Origin of the sequence: Clostridium sp. AF35-15 (assembly GCF_003477745.1) — a bacterium.
GTDB classification, from domain to species: Bacteria; Bacillota; Clostridia; order Lachnospirales; family Lachnospiraceae; genus Otoolea; species Otoolea fessa.
On sequence record NZ_QUDY01000007.1, the window covers coordinates 40,335 to 62,375 of the forward strand.

Here is a 22,041-nt window from a genome sequence, read left to right on the forward strand (position 1 = left end):
ACGAAGTAATCAGTTTATATTTTTTTTATAATCTGTTCATCAAAATAATTATTCTTAATCCTCATTTTATTACATTATTTTGATTTTGGCTACGGATATTTATATTCAACATTGATTGAAAAATCAGGAAGGAGTTGGAAGTATGGAAGAATTCTATTTGGTTAATGGTAAAATTCTGGATGTAAGAACAGGAAAATTTATCAAGGCAGATTTAAAAATTACTGGTAAGCAAATTGCATCAGTTCAGGAAAAGGCGCCGACTGAAGCAAAGAAGGTGGACTGCAGTGGAAAATATCTGATTCCAGGTATTATGGACGCTCATGTGCATCTTGTATGGGAAGGAACAGCCAAGGACCCCATGTATGAGACTGTACGGGATGGAAACTATTTAAATTTTGCCAAAGGTGTTTCTTCGGCGGAAAAATCCTTAAAGAACGGGGTAACGACTGTACGCGATTTGGGCTGTAATGATGATTGCTCGATTCCTCTGGCAAGAGCTGTGAATATTGGACTGATTAAAGGAAGTCATATTGTTCCGGCGGGAAGTGCAATTCAAGGTTCCTATGGACATTGTCCGATGATTGGCTATATTGCGAATACAAAGGAGCAGTTGATTGATAAAATTAAACGTTTGAAAGGTTATAATATCGAGATGAGCATTCCACCACTTCATTGGATTAAGATCATGGCGAGTGGAGGCGCAGCTGGATTGGAAGATGTAGGTCCATGTATGTATTCACCGGATGAGTTGAAGGCGATTACATATGAAGCACACCGTCTAAATATGAAGGTCGCAGCACATGCGCTTTCACGAGATGCTATTTCAAAATGTATTGATGCCGGAATTGATACAATTGAGCACGGAGGTGCATTAGATGAAGAACTTCTTCATAAGATGAAAGAAAATGGGCAGGTGTGGGTTCCGACTCTGCAGGTATATAAAGAACTGGCTCGAGGAAAAGGAATGATCGCAGATGTTATCGTAGAGAAGGCATCAGCTGTTGAGGAAAATCAAAAAAAGGCTTTTTCAGCAGCCATGAAAATCGGTACGAAGATTGTTGCGGGAAGTGATGCAGGTTCTCCGAATTTCGGCCCGCACCCATCCATATTTAAAGAATTAGTTGCAATGCAGGAAAATGGAATGTCAGCTGCTCAGGTGATTCGCTGTGCAACTTTGGCTGCAGCGGAGGAACTAGGGGTGAAAGACAGAGGTGTTTTAGAAGAAGGAAAAATTGCAGACATTGTAGTTCTGGATGCCAATCCATTGGTAGATTTACATGCGTTTACAGAACATTTATCGGCGGTATATAAAGAAGGTCTTTTAGTATAGAATATGGAAAATGATATTGACATTAAAGGAGGATACATTATGCATGAATTAATTGCTCAGCCTAAAATGCTTCTGGTTGTTATTGTTTATTTACTTGCTCTGGTTGGAACGGGAGCTTATTTCGCAAAGAAAGCAGCTGTAAAAAAAGAAGGAAAAGAAGATTTTTTCTTAGCAGGAAGAGGCCTTGGAAAGATTGTAGCAGTTGGTACGATTTTGGCTACATATACAGGTGGTGGTACAGTAACCGGTGGTGGAAATAGCCTAGCTTTTAATTATGGATTGTGGAGTGGTTTGTTTTTTACGATTTGTCCGGTTATCAGTATGAGTGTTTTATGTTATCTGACCCCTAAAATCCGGGAAAGCAACTGCTACACGGTATCACAGCTTCTTGAAACGAAATATGGTTCTAAAGCTAGAACAATATCAGCGGTTATCATAGCACTTGCGATGGTTTCTATCGTTTCTTATCAGTATCGAGGTCTTGGATTTATTTTAAACGCTACAACTGGTATTCCAACTACTTATTGTACAATAATCTGTTGTGCACTTGTTATTGTACTAGCCCTTTCTGGTGGATTGAAGACAGTTGCTACGACAGATGCAATGTCCGCATTTTTGATGGTAGGTGGCCTTGCAATTGGCTTGCCTGTTTTAATTAGTACAGTAGGTGGCTGGGATTGGGTTATTTCTTCTGCACAGGCCAACGATCCGGAAAGCCTTACGTTCTTCGGCGGTCAGACGCTTCTTAAATGGGTTGGCGGATATCTTCCGCTGATTCTTCTGACTTGTTCCGATCAGAACTATTATCAGAGAATTGTTGCAGCGAAGGATGTAAAAACAGCTCGTGTTGGTCTGATGGGCACTATGCTTGCTTGTTTTGTTATTATGCCGGTTGTTGCATGCTATGCATTCATTTCACGTCAGTATTTTGGAACCAGTATTGCAGCAGGACAGGCATTGATCGGTGCGGCAACACTTCTTCCTACGATTGTGGGCGGCATCGTACTTTCCGCAGCAGCAGCATTTACCATTACAACAGGTGATTCATATCTGTTATCTGCAGCAGCTAACTTCTGCATCGATTTATATAGTAAAATCAATCCGAATGCAACAGAGAAAGAAGAGCTTAAAGTCAGCCGTGCGTTCATTTTGATTGCAGGTGTTGTCGCTTATATTATTCTGACTTTCTTCCCATCGATTCTTGCAATTCAGTATTGGTCCTATACTATTTATGGAGCAGGAATTACACCGGCAGTTGTTGGAGCACTTGTATGGAAAAAAGCTACAAAAGCGGGAGGCATTTCATCTATGATTATTGGATGTGGATTAAGTATTATCTGGGAGGCAACCGGTTCTCCATTTGGATTACAGACAATTTTTGTTGCATTCCCGATTGCTTTGATTACATTAGTTGCGGTATCCTTAGCTACACAGCCAAAAAGTGAATGAAGTTAATGGGGTCAGACCCCATTAAGCGTTCAAGATTTCTTGGGAGAAATACTTCAAAGACAACATCAAGGTATAAGAAAAGCAGGTGAGGGGATCTTAAATGGTTTGCTCACCTGCTTCCTTTTTTGCGGATGCAATGACCGAATCCGGCAAATCCATCTTTTGAACGGATGGACAATTTAGGACCATATACCTTGCATCATGGGTTCGGATATGTTACATTTATCATATCAAGCATATATTTTTCTTTGTAAACATTTCAAGTATATCTTACATTCCAATCTAATTATGAATCTGAGAAAATCTTATGCATATCCAATTAAGTAACAATTGAAAAGCAGGAGATTTTCGATGGATTTTGCTCTGACTGTGAGGTGACGGGAGTGTTACAAAGCAGAAGAAATTCTCCTGACAGAAAGGAGAATTTATGAAAAAAGGAACTTACGCAAGAGCAAGGCGGGATCACAAGGACACGTTATTTCGGATGATATTCAGTACGAGGGAAAGTCTGCGGAGTTTGTACAATGCAGTGAACCATTCGAATTATGCAGATCCGGCGGAACTGGAGCGCGTGGCGGTTCATCTGCGCGAGGGAAAGACGCTGACGGAGTCGCGAAAGCTGGCAGCGGCGGAAGTCGGGCAGTAGGAATTAAACTGGGTGCGAAAAAATAAAAAGTTTATCAGCGAAAGCGTAGAAATGAAAATGAGCACCCTGGAAATGAAAGACTCAAAAATCGGCATGTGACTCAAACTTAAAATTTGAATGACTCATTTATGAGCGCATAAAAGCTCATAAATGAGTCATTTTTTGCACTCTGAAAAGAAATGAGACAAGAACGGGTCATTTCTGGAAGATCATCAAAAAAATAAATAAAAATTTTAAGTCGACAAAAACCTTGTATTTACAAGGAGAATCTCGATTTTTTTGGAAAATAAAAAATAAAAATATTAAATAAAATCGAAAAACGTAAAAGTTGGCACGGAACTTGCTGTATATATGAGTATCAAGCAAAAGTATCAAGCAAAAAGAAAAATATATTACATGGAGGGAACACATTATGAAAGTTGGCGTATTGAAAGACATCAAAGTAGGCGAGTACCGTGTCATCGCAACCCCGGCAGAGGTAAGCATGCTGGTAGGTGACGGCAATGAGGTTTACGTTCAGAAGGGCGCGGGCGAAGGTTCTGGATTCTCGGATGAGGCATATGTGAAAGAGGGCGCGAAGCTGGTTGATACAAAGGAAGAAATTTATGCAACCTGCGATTTCGTCGCAAAGGTAAAAGAGTTTGAACCGTGCGAGTACAAACTGCTCCGTGAAAACCAGATCGTATTTACCTGCATCCATCCAGCAGCACATCCGGAAGAGGTACAGGCACTTCTCGACAGCAAGTGTATTGCATTTACCGCAGAAGATTCCCACCGTTACGGTTCACCGAACTGTGAGGCAGCTGGTAAGGCGGGTGCACTCTTTGGCCTGGAATCCCTGCTTTCCATCAACGGCGGCAAGGGCAAATTCGTCAACGGTCTCGGCGGTGCTCCGGGCGTTAAGGCGCTGGTCATTGGAGGCGGCGTGGTAGGACGCGCAGCAATCTCTGTTCTTCATGCGCTGGGCGCGTGGGTAACGGTTATGGATATTAATATCGGAACCCTGCGCGATATCGGAAAACAGTTCAATGAGGAAGTCAACACCCAGATTTCCAACCGTTATAATCTGAAAAAGATTTTACCAGAGATAGATGTCGTATATAATTGTGTTAGATGGCCGAAGGATGCCAAAGAATACATGATCGACCGCGAGATGGTCCGCTCGATGGAGAAAGGTTCCGTTATCGTAGATATTAGCAACGATTATGGTGCAATCGAGACATTCCATGAGACCACCCATGAAAATCCGCGCTACATCGAAGAAGGTGTCGTACATTATTGCGTAAGCAACATTCCGGGTGCAATTTCCCAGTCTACCTCGATCGCATACGCAGCATCCGTACTGCCGCACTTCAGAAGCATCATCAACAATGGTGTGGCGCAGGCGTGTGCAAAGGATGGTTTCCTGCGCCGCAGCTTAACTGCCTACAAGGGATACTTAACCCATGAGGAGACAAGTGCTATCCAGGGCAGACCGTGGGTTCGTCCGGAAGACATCTTAGAGATCGCAGATCAGAAACTGGATCTGGCTCCGTCGGCAACCAAGAGCCATTCGGATAACTTTATCAAATTAGAGAAGTGATTTTTCAGATAAAGGATACCGGCAGAACGCTTTTCGTGAAACGTATGGGGATACGGATGAAAAGCGCTCTGCCATTTGAGGGGAGAATAGAAGCGCTTCCGGATGGGAAATAGCTGGAGGCGCATTTGATACAGAAGAATAGGAGGGGTATCTGTGAGTGTTACAGACATTTTAGTGGACTTTGCGATCGCATCGTTTTTTATCGCGGTTGGTCAGCTTTTACGTGCAAAAGTGCCGTTGGTACAGAAATTTTTCATTCCGCCAAGCATGATTGCCGGATTTATCGCGCTGGCACTCGGGGCGCAGGGACTGGGAATCCTGCCGTTTTCTGAAAATATTGGTTCTTATGCAAGTGTTCTGATTATCCTGATTTTCGCAGGTGTCGGAATTAATGGATTTTCTTTCAATAAGAAAGATTTTAAAGCGGAAATTGACCGGATTGGTTCTTATTTTTCCTATAAAGTGCTGGCACAGGCGATTCAGTTCTCACTGGCACCGTTGTTTAGTATTTTAGTAATTTCGAAATTATTCCCGAACATTAACTATGGCTTCGGTCTGCTGCTGGCAGCTGGTTTCTCCGGCGGACACGGAACGGCAGCGGCTGTTGGTACCGCGTTTGAGAGACTGGGTGATCTGGATGCAATGGATATCGCGATGACCTGTGCAACTGTTGGTATTTTATCGGGTATCTTTGGCGGTCTGTTCTTCATCAAGCTGGGAACGAAAAAGGGCTGGACCAAATATATGAAAGGCTTCAATCAGATCTCCGATGATCTGCGCTGTGGTCTGGTGCCCAAAAATGAGCGCAAGTCGATGGGCGAGGAAACTATTTCATCCAACGTCCTGGATCCGCTGGCATGGCATCTGGCAGTGATGCTGATCGCATCCGGTATCGGTGTGGGACTCAGTAAGGGAATCTATGCAGCGATCGGTCTGGATCTGCCGAATTACCTGATGGCATTTTTGACCGCGATCGTGATGTTCCTCGTTTTCCGAAAAGTCGGCGTCGGTGATTATATTGATGAAAATGTAGTGGGACGTATCTCCGGTACTGCGACGGATTATCTGGTGTTTTTCGGAATCGCTTCCATCAAACTGGCAGTTATCGTTAAATATGCAGCTCCGCTGGCACTTCTTCTGCTCTGCGGTATTGTAATCGTAGTGGCAACTCTGATGTTCTTTGGTCCGGCGATGAACCGCGGCAGCTGGTTTGAGCGCGCGATCTTCGTATTTGGCTATTCAACGGGCGTTTTTGCGATCGGCTTCATCCTTCTTCGAATCGTTGATCCGGAAAACCGCTCCAAGACGCTGAACGATACTGCATTTGCAGCGCCGTTTACAACTCCGGCAGAGATGTTTGCGTGGTCGATGGGACCGATGATGCTCTTAAATGGCAGCCATTGGAAGTTTATCGGCATCTATTTGGTAATCATGGCAGCATGCATCATCGCAAATATCGTATTTAAATGGTGGTGGCTGAAACTTCCGCTGGATCGCCCAGGTGTGGAGGAGATCGGATAAACTTGTCTTTGCCTGTTTCCTCTGATACACTTGGAACAGGTGTAAACATAACACCGTTGTCAGGCCGGATGAACGCAGATTCAAGTCGAACGTCCGTGAGACTTAGCGCGTGATTCCGGTCAGCGGTGTTTCAGACAGGGGAGAAATGCATGGAGTTTTTAAGACAGTTATTTCATGGAAAAGGATATATTGACGGAATCACGATCATCAACCTGGATGGCGAGATTCTGTTTTCAGCAAAGTTAAATAGTAAATTTTCAAACCGGAAAGAGAGAGAAGCTTACCAGGCGCTGGTGGGACAAAATTTTTTCGATGTATTTGAAAACCTGAACGCTAAGAACAGCAGCATGATCCGGGCGATGGAGGTCGGACTGCCGGTTTACGTGGAAAACCAGCTACTTCAGACCAAGGGGCAGGAGGGCATCCATATCAGCTCTCTTTCGATTCCGATCAAGAGCGGGCGCGCCGTGGTGGGCGCGATCGATCTGTCGATGGAGGAGATGACAGACGGCGAGGAAGAGCCGGAGAGTGTGGAACTGACTTCGGAACAGATCCCGGTCGGCGGCGCTGGAAAGCTGAAAAAACACAGCGGCGCATCTTTTACGATGGAAGATATCATCGCAGTGGATGAAAAAATGAAAAATGCCAGAGACTATATACCGGTGGTGGCGGCGTGCGATCTGCCGGTTATGATCTATGGGGAAACGGGAACCGGAAAAGAGGTGTTTGCACAGTCGATCCACAATGCCAGTGAACGGAGGGATAAACCGTTTATCGCGCAGAACTGTGCGGCGCTGCCGGATACCTTGCTCGAAAGTATCTTATTTGGAACGTCCAAGGGCGCGTTTACCGGGGCAATGGAAAATAAGGGACTCTTTGAGCTGGCGGACGGCGGAACACTGTTTCTCGACGAGATCAATTCGATGCCTCTGTTTTTGCAGTCAAAGCTTCTGCGGGTTCTGCAGGACGGCAGTTTCCGCAGCCTGGGCGGCAGTGAGACGAAACGCACGAATGTGAAGATCATTGCGGCGACCAATGTGGAACCGCTTGAGGCGATCGAGAAAGGACAGCTTCGGCGCGATATTTATTATCGTCTGAGCATGATGTCGATCCGGATTCCGCCGCTGCGGGAACGGAAGGCGGATATTGGACATTTTGTCAAGTTTTATGTAAACAAACACAATGGCACGTTCCACAAGCAGGTTCAGTATGTGTCAAAGGATCTGCTAAAAAAACTGGAAGAATATGACTGGCCAGGCAATGTCCGGGAGCTGGAACACGTGATCGTTTACGGCATGAGCATGGTGGATGAGACGAGCGCCCTGCTCCAGTATAAAGACATCAAGGGAAAGCTTCTGCTGGAAAAGCAGGCGGACAGGAAAAAGGCGCCGGAAAGCCTGGAAGAAGTTCCAAAACTCTGCTCGTCGCTTCGTGAGGCGGTGGCTGCCTATGAGGAAAAACTGATTTGGCAGGCGTTGGAGGCGGCGCACGGAAATATATCTGAGGCAGCGCGGATTCTGGATGTGCCGAGGCAGACGCTGCAGAGAAAGGCGAGCCAGCTGCGGGGCGAAAAGGCGAAGGAAAAACAGGAAAAAGAAATCTGAGCGATGGAGGATAGATACGGAAAATTGAGGACGATGCGGGAAGCGGAATCAGCCCGGAAAGGATGGAACGCTCAGACAGAATAACAGGAGGAAATGCAGAAATGGAGAAATACATTGGAAAATATTCTGTAAAAGATTTTTTATATCTGATTCTGGGCGCATTTATCTACAGTATCGGCACGCACAGCTTTATTGAGACGGCGAATATTGCGCCGGGCGGTGCGGTCGGCGTGGCACTGATGTTAAACCATGTGACGAACCTGCCGGTCGGACGGCTGACACTGATGGTCAATGTGCCGCTTTTAATATTGGCGTGGTTTCATTTGAGCCGTGCCTTTGCGCTGCGGACGGCGTTTGCGTGCGGAATCTGTTCGGTGGTGCTTGACTACGTGATCGCCCCGGTCTTTCCGGTTTATATGGGCGACCAGCTTATGGGAAGTCTCTACGGCGGCATTCTGGTCGGCGTTGGCATGGCGTTCATCTTTCTGTCCGGTTCGACGACGGGCGGCAGCGATGTGGTCGGCTACCTGCTCCAGAAGAAATATCCGCATGTCTCGATCGGGCGCGCCCTGATGATGATCGATGGAATCATCCTCTCCACCTCGATCTTCGTCTTTGGAAATGTCGATGCGGCACTGTTCGGACTGATTTCCCTGTACGCGCAGACGAAGGTCATCGACATGATCATCTACGGAAATGATGCCGGAAGCGAGGCGTCGATCGTGACGAAATACCCGCAGAAAATCGCAGAACGTGTCATTAAGGAAATTGACCGTACGGTAACGCTGCTTCCGGGCAAGGGCGGCTACAGCGGCGAGGACACGACGGTGGTTTTATGTACCGTCCGCAAAACGGAGTTCAATCGTTTAAAACGCATTATTGCGGAGACGGATGAGAATGCGTTTGTGATTGTGAAGGAAACCTCGGGCATTTTTGGACTTGGGTTTAAGGATGTAGCGGAGGCGCAGCAGTAGGAGCCGGGATTAGAATTAGAAAATAGCGGGATATGCCGCGAACAAGGCGAATATAGATATCATAAGAATGCATCAGGAGCGGTGCACTTGAACGAATGGTTTGAAACACACCCGTTTCTAAAACAAATGCGAAGGCGGCTGTCAGTGGAATTGGCAGTCTGCCTTCTTTTATTTTGCGGCGTCTTTCTGGCGGCACGGTATGCGGGGCTGGCATCAGCGGGGGCGGACGCTGTGCTTGGAAAGGAAAAGCCGGTTGTTTTCTTGGACGCCGGACATGGGGATTTTGATCCGGGAAAGGTGAGTGTGGACGGAAGCCTGGAAAAGGACATCAATCTGGCAATCGCGAAGCGCCTTAGATGGTATCTGGAGCAGTCGGATGTGGAGGTCGTGATGAGCCGGGAGGATGACCGGGGACTTTACGATACGTCAGCCGGAAGCCGGAAAATGTCCGACATGAAAAACCGCTGCGCCCGCGTCGAGGAATCCGGCGCGGATCTGGTCGTCAGCATCCATCAGAACAGCTACCACCAGGAGGACGTATCCGGCGCTCAGGTATTTTATTACCGGAAGTCGGAGAAGGGAAAACGGCTGGCGGAGATATTGCAGAAGCGCTTTGACTATGCGCTGGGAGACCAGAACCGCAGAAAAGCCAAACCGAATGACAGCTATTACCTCCTGCTCCACGTCAAATGCCCGATTGTCATCGTCGAGTGCGGATTTTTGTCTAACTGGAAAGAGGCGGCATTGCTGAAAACAGAAGAATATCAGGACCGCGTGGCGTATACGCTGCATATGGGGATTATGGAGTATCTGAATGGGCGCTGAAACCTTGAACTGGCGAGGAATCTTGTGTATACTAGGAGTACTTAGCGAGGTATTTTCGAGCTTAGTACGAGTCATGCCGCGCATACTAGGAGTACTTAGCGAGGTGTTTTCGAGCTTAGTACGGAAGATAGATTTATTCATTGTGAGATAGTAGAAAGAAGAGTCAATATGCAAAACGAAACGAAAAAAGAACTTCACACCCAGATGTGGAAGATAGAAAATCCAAAGGACTTTACGGCGCATGACCGGGAGGTGCTTGAGAAGGCGGCAAAGATCATCCGCGCGGGCGGTCTGGTGGCATTTCCGACGGAAACTGTGTACGGCCTGGGCGCGAATGCGCTGGACGAGGCAGCAGCGAAGAAGATTTATGCGGCGAAGGGACGCCCGTCTGACAACCCGCTGATCGCGCATGTGTCCTGTCTGGAGGAGATCGCGCCGCTGGTATCGAATATGCCGGAAAATGGCAAAAAGCTTGCAAAGGCATACTGGCCGGGACCGATGACGATGGTATTTCCTAAGAGCGCGATCGTGCCGTATGGAACGACCGGCGGGCTTGACACGGTGGCAATCCGGATGCCGTCTGATCCGATCGCGGCAGAGTTAATCCGTCTGTCCGGCGTGCCGATCGCGGCTCCGAGTGCGAATACATCGGGACGCCCAAGCCCGACGCGCGCGGATCACGTGCTTCAGGATATGGACGGAAAGATCGATGCGATCATCGACGGCGGTCCGGTTGGAATTGGTCTGGAATCGACGATCGTGGATGTTACGGAGGAAATGCCGATGGTTTTAAGACCGGGTGCGATCACCGTGGAGATGCTGCGTGAAACGGTCGGGGAAGTCGGCATTGATCCGGCGATTTTAGGACCGGTCAGCGCGGATGTGCGCCCGAAAGCACCGGGAATGAAATACCGCCATTATGCACCGAAAGCCGATCTGACACTGGTCGAGGGCGAGACGGAGGCAGTTGTGGAGACGATCAACCGCCTGGCAGGCGAAAAGCTGGCAGAAGGGCGCAAGGTTGGAATTATCTGCACGGACGAGACGAAAGATCGTTACCCGGCGGGAATGCTGGAAAGCATCGGTGCGCGGGCGCGTCAGGAGACTGTTGCACACAACCTGTATGCAGTTCTGCGCGATTTCGACGATCGCGGCGCGGAATATATCTTTTCGGAAGGATTTTCGGAAGACAATTTAGGACGGGCGATTATGAACCGGCTCAATAAGGCGGCTGGCTATCATATTTTGAAGGTGTGAGACGATGCGGTACTTATTGGCGGCGATTAATGCCAAATATATACATTCAAATCTGGGAATTTACAGCCTGAGACGATATGCGATGGAGCGGCTGGGGCTGGGACAGAAGGATGAGCAGGGTGCGGCTGTTGGAATGGAAATGGTTTCGGAGGCAGCAGAAGGCGCGAATCGAACGAAAACCGTGTCGGAAATCCAGATCGATCTCGGCGAGTACACCATCAACCACCAGATGGATCAGATTCTGCAGGATATTTACCGGAGAAAACCGGATGTGGTGGGATTTTCCTGTTATATCTGGAATATCGTTTACGTGAAGGAACTGATCCACGATTTGAAAAAGGTTCTTCCGCAGGTCCGCATCTGGATGGGAGGTCCGGAGGCTTCGTATGACGCGGTTCACCTGATGGATGAGCTGCCGGAGGTCGAGCTGATCATGCAGGGCGAAGGCGAGGAGACCTTTACGCGGTTGGTGGAGGCGTGTGAGTGCGGGACGGAGGTTTGTTTTTCAGAGCTCCCAGGCATTGTCCTACGCCGTTCGGATGGCACCATCGAGGTCCATCGCCCGGCGCCGCTCATGAATCTGGACGACATTCCATTTTCCTACGGAGATTTAAGCGGGCTGGAACACCGCATTATCTACTATGAGAGCAGCCGTGGATGTCCATTTTCCTGTAGTTACTGTCTGTCTTCGATTGACAAAAAAGTGCGGTTCCGCAGCCTTTCGCTGGTAACCAGGGAGCTGCAGTTTTTCCTTGACCGGAAGGTGCCGCAGGTAAAGTTCGTAGACCGGACGTTTAACTGCAAAAAGAGCCATTCGATGGCGATTTGGCAGTATTTGCTGGAACACGATAATGGAATTACCAACTTCCATTTTGAAATTTCATCGGATCTTCTGGATGATGACGAGCTGGCACTGATGAAACAGATGCGTCCGGGGCTGATTCAGTTGGAAATCGGCGTGCAGACGACGAACCTGGTGGTTGTGAAGGAGATCCGGAGGACGATGGATCTAGACAAGGTGGCGCGCCGTGTGGCGCAGGTCAACACCTTTGGCAACATCCATCAGCATCTCGACCTGATTGCGGGGCTTCCGTATGAGGATATCGAGAGCTTTCATCGTTCCTTCAACGATGTATACAAAATGGAGCCGGAACAGCTTCAGCTTGGCTTTCTGAAGGTGCTGAAAGGTTCCTATATGGAAGAAATGAAGCAGAAATACGGTCTGCTCAGCCAGAGCAAGCCGCCGTATGAGGTGCTTAGAACCAACTGGCTTTCCTATGAAGAGGTGATCCGTCTCAAGGGTGTGGAAGAGATGGTCGAGGTCTATTACAACAGCGGGCAGTTCCGCCGCACGATGAAATGCCTGTCGCAGGAATGGGGCGATGCGTTTGATTTGTATGACCGCCTGGCGGCATTTTATGAGGATGAAGGATTGAATGGCGTGAGCCATAACCGGCTGGCGCGGTATGAGATTTTATACAGGTTCATTCAGAAATGGAGGAAGCAGGCAGAAATTTTTTCTATCGATGAGACATCCTATCAGGATCTTTTAATGTATGACCTCTACCTCCGCGAAAACGTCAAGAGCCGCCCATCCTTTGCCCCGGATCCGTCGGAGTGGAAGAACGAGACGAAGCAGTTTTTCATGCGCGAGGCGAAGGAACGCCGTTATTTGAAGGGCTACGAGGCATACGATTCCAGACAGATGGCGAAAATGGCGCATTTAGAGCGGATGGAAGACGGAAGCTTTGTGCTGTTTGATTACAAAAACCGGGATGCTCTGTTTGGCAATGCGGCGGCATTTTCCATTTCCCAGGATGAAATATAGTGAGAAATGGGATTTTCCAGAGAAAGACAGGAAAAAGAAATTGCAGATGGCGGCAGTCTGAACACCTGAGAATGGGAAGAAATGTAAGACAGCCATATTTTAAATTAGATGGATAGTAAACTGTTCAGTAGGTCTGTGCATTTACTGCGCGTGACTGTGAAGGTACTGAACAGTTACGATGGATAAATAAAATGGAACAAACAGACAATTCTTATATAGCGATTGACCTGGAGACAACAGGGTTAAATCCAAAAACCGAGCGGATCATCGAGATCGGAGCGGCGCGGGTGGAAGATGGAACCGTGGTGCAGACGTATTCGACGTTTGTCAACCCGGAGCGGGAACTGGATGCGCGCATCCGGGAGCTGACGGGAATCTGTGACGATGATTTGAAGGATGCGCCGGTGCTGGATACAGTTTTGCCGGAACTTCTGGCATTCTGCGGGGAGCTGCCGCTTTTGGGGCATCATGTTATCTTTGATTTCAGCTTTCTCAAGCGGGCGGCGGTCAACCGGAAGTATACATTTGAGCGCGCGGGGCTTGATACCTTGAAAATCTGCCGCCATTTTATGCCGGAGGAGGAAAAGAAGAATCTGGCAGCCGCGTGCCGGTATTTTGCGGTGGATCCGGGCGAGAGCCATCGGGCGTTTTCGGATGCGCTGGCGGCGCACCATCTGTATCAGGAGCTTAAAAACAGGTATTTTCTGGAAGTGCCGGAGGTGTTTGCACCGCAGCCTTTGATTTACAAGGTAAAACGCGAACAGCCCGCGTCAAAAAAGCAAAAAGAAGTCTTGCGGGAATTACTAAAATATCATAGAATAAACTTATCTGCGCAGATTGATTCGCTTTCGAAAAATGAGATTTCGAGACTTACGGATCAGATTATCGCGCAGCATGGCAGAATGCAGAAGAGGTGAGAGATATGTTTAAATTTTCAAATCAGAAAACACGCCAGATCGTATCAGCGGTTGTTATTATAATCGTAGTAGTAGCGATGGTAGCGGGAACCATTTTGGCAGGTCTTATGATGTAAAGGTTCGGTAGATGATGAAAAAAAGAAATTGGATGGCAGGCGTATGCGGTGCGGCAGTGATGGGACTGCTTATAGCCGGTACGGGCACCGCGTCAGCGGGGACGATTCCCACGGGCTTTCAGGTCGGTGGGTTTGATCTTTCCGGGATGACACGGGAAGAGGCGGATCAGACGATTGAGAAATCGATCGGGGAGATGGAAAATCAGACCATTTCGATCCGGGTAGAAGGTCATGAGGTTCAGACGACGGCGGCGGAGCTGGGATTTTCCTGGGTCAACCAGAACGAGATTGATGAGGAAGTGGAGAAACTTTCCGGCGGAAATCTTCTGCGCCGGTATCTGAATCAGAAGGAATTAGAGCAGTCCGGCGTGGATCTGCAGATTGAGACAGCGGTCGATGAAGCGAAGGTTGCCGAGTTTGTGCAGACCCGGTGCGCGGAATTTACGACAGCGCCGCAGGACGCTGTGATCACGCATGAAAATGGAGTCTTTCAGGTCAGCCAGTCTTCGGCGGGACAGGAAGTGGACATAGATGCGACGACAAAAGCACTGAATGAGGCGCTCGCGGGCGGTCTTTCGGAACCGGTTTCGGTGGATGCAACAGTCAAAAATGCAGAGCCGACCCGCACGACAGAGGCATTATCTACGATTCAGGATGCACTTGGAACATTCAGTACCGGATTCAACCCGGGAAATGTGTCGCGTTCCAAGAATCTGCGGAACGGTGCGGCGAAGATCAACGGCACGGTTCTGATGCCGGGAGAAGAATTTTCGGCTTATACATGGCTGACCCCATTTACGGTGGAAAATGGCTATGCATCGGCAGGTTCCTATGCGAACGGTCAGGTAGTCGATACGGTCGGCGGTGGCGCCTGCCAGATCTGCACGACGCTCTACAATGCAGCGCTTCTGGCGGAGATGGATATCACCCAGCGCCAGAATCATTCGATGATTGTTACTTACGTTCCGGCATCGCAGGATTCGGCGATTGCGGGTACTTATAAGGATCTGAAATTTAAAAATCCATACGATACCCCGATCTATATGGAAGGGGCAGTGAACGGTGGAACTATTTCATTTACGATATATGGAAAAGAGACACGGCCGGCAAACCGGACGATCAAATACGTTTCGGAGACACTGTCGAAGAAGGATCCGGGCGAGCCGATCACAAAGGTGGACGCATCTTTGAAGCCGGGTGCGAGGGTGAAGGAACAGTCGGCGCACTATGGGCTGCAGTCACGGCTCTGGAAATACGTCTACGTGGACGGCGTGGAGACGGAGAAAACCTTGCTGCAGACGGATACCTATATGGCATCGAAGGCAATCTACCGTGTAGGTCCGGCCGTTGCAGCTGCGGCACCGGCGGTTCCGGCTGGACCGCAGCCTGAGACACCGCAGCCTGAGACGCCACAGCCGGAAAATCCGGTTCCGGCACCGACGGAAGCACCGGCAGCACAGGAGCCGACCCCGGCACAGCCGCAGGGACCAGCCGGTCCGGCGCAGGAAGCAGCGCCGCCGATGGAGTGATAGCTTATATCGGATCATATATAGTGATGGTATGAGAGCAGAGATTTGTGGTAACATGGCGTGGTAAACGCAGAAAATTACTGTACTTGAATGTGAAGCTGGGAAAGGAATCAGAATGAACATAAAAGATGAAATTTTCGAGGTATACGGGGAGATGAAAGCCGAGCAGGATCTTCTGGCGGTCGGTTACACCGCGCTTCTTGGTACCTCGATGGCGGCAAAAAGCGGCGAGGCGGCGCTTTTGAACCGATTTTCTGCACGGTATGTGAGAGAATGCCAGAATCTCTATGAGAAATGGAATCCGTCTCCGCTTCTGGAGGCATTTGCTGCACATAAAGAGCGGAAAGTGCTGACCCGTCTCGGCGCATCTGCGTGGTATCCGGCGGGCGGGGGCGGCGTCATGGCAGCGCTGTGGCATTTTTTTGATGGATTCGGACTCGGATTTGAGATGGATCTTAGGAAACTTCCGATCCGCCAGGAGACGGTGGAGGTCTGCGAGGTATTTGACCTCAATCCATACCGTTTACAGTCGCAGGGCTGCATTCTGCTGACGGCGTCTAGCGGTCCGAAACTGCTCCAGAATCTGGAGAGAGAGGGCATTCCGGCGGCGCTCATCGGTCGGACGCGCACCGCGATCGGACGCGAGATTTACAGCGGCGAAGTACATAGCTTTCTTGACCGGCCAAAACCGGATGAGATAGATAAAATGAAAGACTTACCAAAATCCCATTAACAGGAGGTAGTAAAGTGAGAGAGAGAATTTTAGCGGTCATTGAAAAAAACAGCCGCATCAGCGTCAAAGAGCTGGCGGATTTACTCGGGGAAAATGAAGCTGCGGTCGCGGCGGAGATCGCCGAAATGGAAAATGAACATATCATCTGCGGTTACCATACCCTGATTAACTGGGATAATACAGATGAGGAGAAGGTCATTGCACTGATCGAAGTAAAGGTAACGCCGCAGCGCGAGATGGGCTTTGACAAGATTGCCGAGAGAATCTATCAGTACAGCGAGGTGACTTCGGTATACCTGATGTCCGGCGGCTATGATTTTACCGTTATGATCGAGGCGAAAACCATGCGTGCAGTTGCACAGTTCGTGGCAGAAAAGCTTTCCACGATCGATTCTGTGCTGAGTACCGCGACCCATTTTATTCTTAAAAAATACAAAGACCATGGTACCGTTCTCTGCGACGGTCCTCAGGATGAAAGGATGTTGATTGTTCCGTGAGAAACCCATTATCAGATACGATTGTAAATATTCCGCCGTCCGGAATCCGGAAGTTTTTTGACGTTGTCAGCGAGATGAAGGGCGCGATCTCCCTGGGCGTGGGCGAACCGGATTTTGATACACCGTGGCATATCCGCGAGGAGGGCATTTATTCGCTGGAAAAAGGACGTACCTTCTATACGTCGAACTCTGGTTTAAAGGAACTGCGCCAGGAGATCTGCCATTATCTGAAACGTCGTCAGCGCCTTGAGTATGATCCGAATACAGAAGTGATGGTAACGGTCGGCGGCAGCGAGGCGATTGATATCGCCCTGCGCGCGATGCTCAATCCGGGCGATGAGGTTCTGATTCCGCAGCCGAGTTACGTTTCTTATGTGCCGTGTACGGTGCTGGCGGGTGGTACGCCGGTCATTATCGAGCTGGAGGAGAAGGATGAGTTCCGTCTGACGCCGGAGAAGCTGCTGGAGAAAATCACACCGAAAACAAAGGTGCTGATTCTTCCATTCCCGAACAATCCAACGGGCGCGATCATGAACCGCACCGATCTGGAGGCGATCGCGAAGGTGATTGAGGAGAAGGATCTGTTTGTGCTGAGTGATGAAATTTATTCCGAGCTGACCTACAGCGGCAAGCACGTTTCCATCGCGGAAATTTCCGGGATGCGTGACCGCACGGTGCTGATCAACGGATTTTCCAAGGCATATGCGATGACCGGGTGGCGTCTCGGCTATGCGGCGGCTCCAGCGCTTATCTTAAAACAGATGCTGAAAATCCATCAGTTTGCGATTATGTGTGCGCCGACCACCAGCCAGTATGCAGCGGTTGACGCCCTGCGGAATGGCGATGAGGACATTGCCCGCATGAAGAAAGCCTACGATGAGCGCCGCCGCTATCTTTTGAGAGAGTTCCGGGGGCTCGGCATGGACTGTTTCGAGCCGTATGGAGCATTTTATATGTTCCCGTGCATCAAACGGTTTGGCATGACCTCGGATGAATTCGCAAACCGCCTGTTACAGGAAGAGAAGCTGGCGCTTGTGCCGGGCACCGCGTTTGGAAACTGCGGCGAGGGCTATCTGCGTGTTTCCTATGCGTATTCGCTGGAGGATCTGCAGAAGGCGATCGAGCGCATCAAGCGGTTTGTGGCACGGCTGGATGGAGAGAAGAAATGTTAAATATTGTACTCTATGAACCGGAGATGCCGATGAATACAGGAAATATAGGACGAAGCTGCGTGGCAACGAACACGCGGCTTCATCTGATCGAGCCTCTCGGTTTTAAATTGAATGATAAAATGGTAAAAAGAGCGGGTCTTGATTACTGGCCGCATCTGGATGTGACAGTTTACAGCGATTTTAAAGATTTTCTGGAGAAGAATCCGGGCGCGCGCCCGTATATGGCGACCACGAAGACGACGCAGGTGTATACGGACGTTCACTACGATCTGGACTGCTATATCATGTTCGGACCGGAAAGCCGCGGCATCCCGGAAGAACTCCTGATCGAAGACCCGGAGCGCTGCGTCCGCATCCCGATGTGGGGTGAGACGCGTTCTCTGAATCTGTCAAACTCGGTGGCGATCATTCTGTATGAGGCGCTGCGGCAGAATGGGTTTGAGAAGATGAATACGGAGGGGCATCTGCATCACCTCCAGTGGAAATAAGGTGGATTCTCTCCCACACGTGCGTCATCAACGTCTCAGATGAAACAGGAATTAGTGGCACCAAGTCCCACAGGCACTGATATTTCCGTCGCATTCGGCGTCGGAGTCAGTGCCATTTTTATTGTTGTCCGGCAGGTGGACGCCGCAGGATGGTCCGTTATTTCCGCTCCGGTCAAAGTGAAGCATTCCGTTTAAGAAGTCTTCGACGCGGTCTTTAGGAGCGCCTTTGGCGCCGCCGAGAACCTGGATGCTGGTTTCGCGCAGGGCGATCATCATCGGGATCGGAAGGGCGTCGCAGAGGAGAACGGCAGTATTTTCTTTTTTCAGAAACTCGACCAGCGCGCCGGGATCGTTTGCATAGGTCTGTTTCACGGTTTTGGTGGAAATAATCTCATCGTCAACTACATCAAAAATTAAAAATTCTTTCACCTGAGCCAGGTGGGAGCAGATTTCTCCGTTTTCATAAGGGACTGCAATTTTCATGAGTGACCTCCTTTTTTAGAGATAGTATAGCGCTTAGAATTGAAAAATCAATATAAATGTATATGCTATTTATGAAAAAATATATAATAGACATATATGGAGGTGGCTTGTATGGATGGAGTAAATATTGAGAAGAATGAAAAGAAGAATGCGTTACTGATAGCAATCGAAGAAGGAAGAACGATTGTAAAAGATCCAAATGCACCGAGATATTCCAGTATGGAAGACTTAAAAGCGGCATTGGAAGTATAATATCTTTGATAGAAAAAGAGAGCCAGCAGAATACACTTCTGTTGACTCTTTTTTGCAAATATGATTTGAAAAACGGCACACCGCTTAATCCGACTTAACTTCTTTCCACAAACTATTATAAAGCTCGTCCGCCTCATCCCCAAGATACCGGTAAACCTCGCAGTTTTTCAGCTGCTTTGCATCTGGGAAGACGGCTTTGTTGTTCTGGATTTCTTCGTCCAGCATTTCCTTGGCTGCCTTGTTTGGCGTCGCGTAGGTAATGTACTCAAAGTTTTTGACTGCGACATCCGGGCGGCAGAGGAAATTGATCCATTTTTCTGCGTTTTCCTTATTTTTCGCATTTTTCGGAACTACCCAGGAATCGAGCCAGACGTTGGTTCCCTCTTCCGGGATCACGTATTCCAGGGAGAATGGGAGGTTCTGTGCGGCTACCTCATCCTGGATGTACATGATCTCGCCGGAGTAGATGACGCCGATGGCTGCCTCACCGCCGATCATCTTGTCACGTACCTGATCGATGACGTAAGCCTGTATGAGCGGTTTCTGGTCAATCAGATCCTGCTTTGCCTGCTGGAGTTCGGTTTCGTCGGTCGAGTTGGCAGAGAAGCCGTCTTTTTTGAGCGCTACCATGAAGGCATCGCGGACGCTGTCCTGCATCAGGATCTCGCCTTTATAAGCCGGATTCCAGAGATCGGACCATTTGGTCGGAACCGGAAGTCCTTTTTCTTCGATGAGCTTCGTATTATAAAGAATACCGACGGTTCCCCAGGTGTATGGCACGGAATATTTGTTTTCCGGGTCGAACTGCTTGGACATTTCCATGTACTGCGGGTCAATGTTTTTGACATTTGGAATATTGTCAAAGTTGAGTTCGGCAAGCAGGTCATTTTCCTTCATTTTCTGAATCATGTAGTCGGATGGGCAGACTACATCGTAGTTGACGCCGCCGGCTTCGATGACCGGATACATTTCTTCCAGGGTCTCAAATACGTCGTAGGTAACCTTGATTCCGGTTTCCTGTTCAAATTCCTCAATCAGGTCCGGATCAATATATTCGCCTGCATTGTAGACGTACAGTTCGTTTGAATGAGTCGTGGTGTAGCGGCTGTAGGTGCTGACACCAACGACAAGCAGAATCAGCGTGCAGGCAAGTCCCAGAACGCCGTTCTTGATCTGGTTGTTGCGTTTGCGGCGCTTGATGGTCTCTGTGTCAATCACAGTCGCATTGCCGGTGGATTTTTTCTCCGGGGCAAAGTTGGTGATCACCAGGAGCACCAGGACTGCCACGAAAATCAGCGTGGACAGGGCGTACATCGTCGGCTGGATGCCTCGGCGCACCTGGCTGTAGATCAGGGTGGATAAGGTATCCATACCGGCACCTCTTGTAAAGTGCGTAATGATAAAATCATCGAGGGACATCGTAAATGCCATCAAAAAGCCGGAGAGGATACCCGGGACGATGTCCGGAAATACGACCTTGAAGAAAGCATATAGCGGGCTGGCGCCGAGATCCAGAGCGGCTTCGTAGGTGTACCGGTTCGTCTGCTTGAGTTTCGGCATGACACTTAATATCACATATGGAATATTAAATGTGATATGCGCGATCAGCACGGTTTTAAATCCGAGAGAGATACCGAACGCGATAAATGCCAGCATCAGGGAGATACCGGTTACGATATCGGAGTTCAGCATCGGGATGTTGTTGATTCCCATGACGATGGTGCGCGGAATCCGTTTCATGCTGTTGATGCCGATGGCGGCGATCGTGCCGATGACGGTCGCGATCAGAGCCGACGCAAACGCGATGAGCAGCGTATTGTTTAAGGCATTCATGATGGCGGAATCCTGGAACATCTGCGTATACCAGCGGGTGGTAAAACCGCCCCAGACGGTTCTCGATTTTGTGTTGTTAAAGGACAAAACGATCATGGTCACGATCGGGATGTATAAAAAGAGCAGGATGAGCGCCAGGTAAAAGTCCTGGAAAAACTGTTTTAAGCGGTTATGTTTCATCAGAACGCATTGCCCTCCCCTTCTTTATCGTATTTGGCGATGAGCGCCATACTCAGTAAAATGAAAATCATCAGAACCAGCGAGAGACCGGAACCTAAGTGCCAGTTGCTTCCCTTGGTGAACTCCTGCTCGATGACATTTCCGATGAGCAGGATCTTGCTGCCGCCTAAGAGACTGGAAATAACGAAGGTTGTCAGCGCCGGGACAAATACCATGGTAATGCCGCTGATGATGCCCGGGATGCTGAGCGGAATCCAGATGTGAATGAGTGTCTGGAAATTGTTTGCACCCAGGTCTTTGGCGGCGTTGATGGTATTGTCGTCGATCTTTGCCAGCACATTATAAATCGGGAGAATCATGAAAGGCAGGAAGTTGTATACCATACCCAGAATGATCGCCCACGGGGTATTGATGATGGCAATATTTGGCAGATGGAGAAAGGAAAGAATGCCGTTGATAACGCCATTTTTCTCCAGGAGCGTCTGCCACGCGAGGGTGCGGAGCAGGAAATTCATCCACATCGGAAGGATGAAGACGAATACCATGAAGCTGCCTGCCCCAATGCCGCGGCGGCGCAGCACCAAAGCCAGCGGATAGGACAAAAGCAGGCAGATGGCGGTCGCAGCCAGAGACAGACCCAGGGATAAGAGCAGCGCCTTCATATGCTCCGGTGTCGTGATGGAACAGACATTTGCCAGTGTAAATGCCCCGCTTTTGGTTGTCAGACCGTAGTATACGATCAGCAGGAGCGGGATGATGGTAAAACCGATCATCCAGAGAATATAAGGACCGGCGAAGAGCCGTTTCACGTTTGATTTCATGCTA

At 49.0% G+C, this 22,041-nt stretch carries 20 protein-coding genes; 17 read left to right on the plus strand and 3 right to left on the minus strand.

Annotation, left to right across the window (positions count from 1 at the left end; translation table 11 throughout):
* The first annotated feature begins 142 nt into the window (after window positions 1-142).
* From DWZ76_RS09485 to trmL, 16 genes are all read left to right on the plus strand, one after another.
* A complete protein-coding gene (locus DWZ76_RS09485; RefSeq protein WP_107001821.1) occupies window positions 143-1,330 on the plus strand; it encodes an amidohydrolase family protein in 1,188 nt (395 codons plus the stop codon).
* A gap of 39 nt (window positions 1,331-1,369) precedes the next feature.
* On the plus strand, window positions 1,370-2,779 hold the full coding sequence (locus tag DWZ76_RS09490) for a sodium:solute symporter family protein (protein WP_182427998.1): 1,410 nt from the start codon (window positions 1,370-1,372) through the stop codon (window positions 2,777-2,779).
* A gap of 427 nt (window positions 2,780-3,206) precedes the next feature.
* Window positions 3,207-3,425 (plus strand): hypothetical protein, encoded by a 219-nt coding sequence (locus tag DWZ76_RS09495; protein WP_118472521.1) that lies wholly within the window; start codon window positions 3,207-3,209, stop codon window positions 3,423-3,425.
* A gap of 412 nt (window positions 3,426-3,837) precedes the next feature.
* Window positions 3,838-5,007, plus strand: a complete 1,170-nt coding sequence (locus tag DWZ76_RS09500; protein WP_118472522.1) for an alanine dehydrogenase — start codon at window positions 3,838-3,840, stop codon at window positions 5,005-5,007.
* A 153-nt stretch (window positions 5,008-5,160) separates the two neighbouring features.
* Window positions 5,161-6,528 (plus strand): sodium/glutamate symporter, encoded by a 1,368-nt coding sequence (locus DWZ76_RS09505; protein WP_022358860.1) that lies wholly within the window; start codon window positions 5,161-5,163, stop codon window positions 6,526-6,528.
* 149 nt (window positions 6,529-6,677) lie between these two features.
* Window positions 6,678-8,132 (plus strand): sigma 54-interacting transcriptional regulator, encoded by a 1,455-nt coding sequence (locus tag DWZ76_RS09510; protein ID WP_107001825.1) that lies wholly within the window; start codon window positions 6,678-6,680, stop codon window positions 8,130-8,132.
* 101 nt (window positions 8,133-8,233) lie between these two features.
* Window positions 8,234-9,106, plus strand: coding sequence for a YitT family protein (locus DWZ76_RS09515; RefSeq protein ID WP_107001826.1), 873 nt, complete (start codon window positions 8,234-8,236; stop codon window positions 9,104-9,106).
* Between the two features lie 87 nt (window positions 9,107-9,193).
* Window positions 9,194-9,931, plus strand: a complete 738-nt coding sequence (locus DWZ76_RS09520; protein WP_333549118.1) for an N-acetylmuramoyl-L-alanine amidase — start codon at window positions 9,194-9,196, stop codon at window positions 9,929-9,931.
* A 204-nt stretch (window positions 9,932-10,135) separates the two neighbouring features.
* Window positions 10,136-11,188, plus strand: a complete 1,053-nt coding sequence (locus DWZ76_RS09525) for an L-threonylcarbamoyladenylate synthase (protein ID WP_242995804.1) — start codon at window positions 10,136-10,138, stop codon at window positions 11,186-11,188.
* Between the two features lie 4 nt (window positions 11,189-11,192).
* Entirely contained in the window at window positions 11,193-13,016 is a 1,824-nt protein-coding gene (locus DWZ76_RS09530; protein ID WP_118472523.1) for a B12-binding domain-containing radical SAM protein, read from the plus strand.
* 191 nt (window positions 13,017-13,207) lie between these two features.
* Window positions 13,208-13,933: a 3'-5' exonuclease gene (locus DWZ76_RS09535; protein ID WP_118472524.1), complete on the plus strand. Its 726-nt coding sequence runs from the start codon at window positions 13,208-13,210 to the stop codon at window positions 13,931-13,933.
* A 127-nt stretch (window positions 13,934-14,060) separates the two neighbouring features.
* On the plus strand, window positions 14,061-15,578 hold the full coding sequence (locus DWZ76_RS09540) for a VanW family protein (protein WP_243017806.1): 1,518 nt from the start codon (window positions 14,061-14,063) through the stop codon (window positions 15,576-15,578).
* 115 nt (window positions 15,579-15,693) lie between these two features.
* A complete protein-coding gene (locus DWZ76_RS09545; RefSeq protein ID WP_118472525.1) occupies window positions 15,694-16,311 on the plus strand; it encodes an AIR synthase-related protein in 618 nt (205 codons plus the stop codon).
* Between the two features lie 14 nt (window positions 16,312-16,325).
* Window positions 16,326-16,808 carry an Lrp/AsnC family transcriptional regulator gene (locus DWZ76_RS09550; RefSeq protein WP_022358850.1) on the plus strand — a complete coding sequence of 161 codons (483 nt, stop codon included), beginning with the start codon at window positions 16,326-16,328 and terminating at the stop codon, window positions 16,806-16,808.
* Complete coding sequence (locus DWZ76_RS09555; RefSeq protein ID WP_118472526.1) at window positions 16,805-17,980, plus strand: aminotransferase class I/II-fold pyridoxal phosphate-dependent enzyme; 1,176 nt, start codon at window positions 16,805-16,807, stop codon at window positions 17,978-17,980. The genes DWZ76_RS09550 and DWZ76_RS09555 overlap by 4 nt, the downstream gene beginning before the upstream one ends.
* Window positions 17,974-18,468, plus strand: coding sequence for a tRNA (uridine(34)/cytosine(34)/5-carboxymethylaminomethyluridine(34)-2'-O)-methyltransferase TrmL (trmL, locus tag DWZ76_RS09560; RefSeq protein WP_118472527.1), 495 nt, complete (start codon window positions 17,974-17,976; stop codon window positions 18,466-18,468). Before DWZ76_RS09555 ends, trmL begins: the two co-directional genes overlap by 7 nt.
* A gap of 51 nt (window positions 18,469-18,519) precedes the next feature.
* Here the strand turns inward: trmL and DWZ76_RS09565 are convergent, their stop codons facing one another.
* On the minus strand, window positions 18,520-18,951 hold the full coding sequence (locus DWZ76_RS09565; protein WP_118469322.1) for a NifB/NifX family molybdenum-iron cluster-binding protein: 432 nt from the start codon (window positions 18,949-18,951) through the stop codon (window positions 18,520-18,522).
* A gap of 111 nt (window positions 18,952-19,062) precedes the next feature.
* Between DWZ76_RS09565 and DWZ76_RS15075 the strand changes: the two genes are divergently transcribed.
* Complete coding sequence (locus DWZ76_RS15075; protein WP_181357268.1) at window positions 19,063-19,203, plus strand: hypothetical protein; 141 nt, start codon at window positions 19,063-19,065, stop codon at window positions 19,201-19,203.
* 84 nt (window positions 19,204-19,287) lie between these two features.
* On the opposite strand, the gene DWZ76_RS09575 is transcribed toward DWZ76_RS15075, so the two are convergent.
* Together DWZ76_RS09575 and DWZ76_RS09580 are read right to left on the minus strand one after the other, a co-directional pair.
* Entirely contained in the window at window positions 19,288-21,216 is a 1,929-nt protein-coding gene (locus tag DWZ76_RS09575; RefSeq protein ID WP_107001833.1) for an extracellular solute-binding protein, read from the minus strand.
* Window positions 21,216-22,037, minus strand: coding sequence for an ABC transporter permease (locus DWZ76_RS09580; RefSeq protein WP_022358845.1), 822 nt, complete (start codon window positions 22,035-22,037; stop codon window positions 21,216-21,218). The genes DWZ76_RS09575 and DWZ76_RS09580 overlap by 1 nt, the downstream gene beginning before the upstream one ends.
* Window positions 22,038-22,041: the final 4 nt, after the last annotated feature.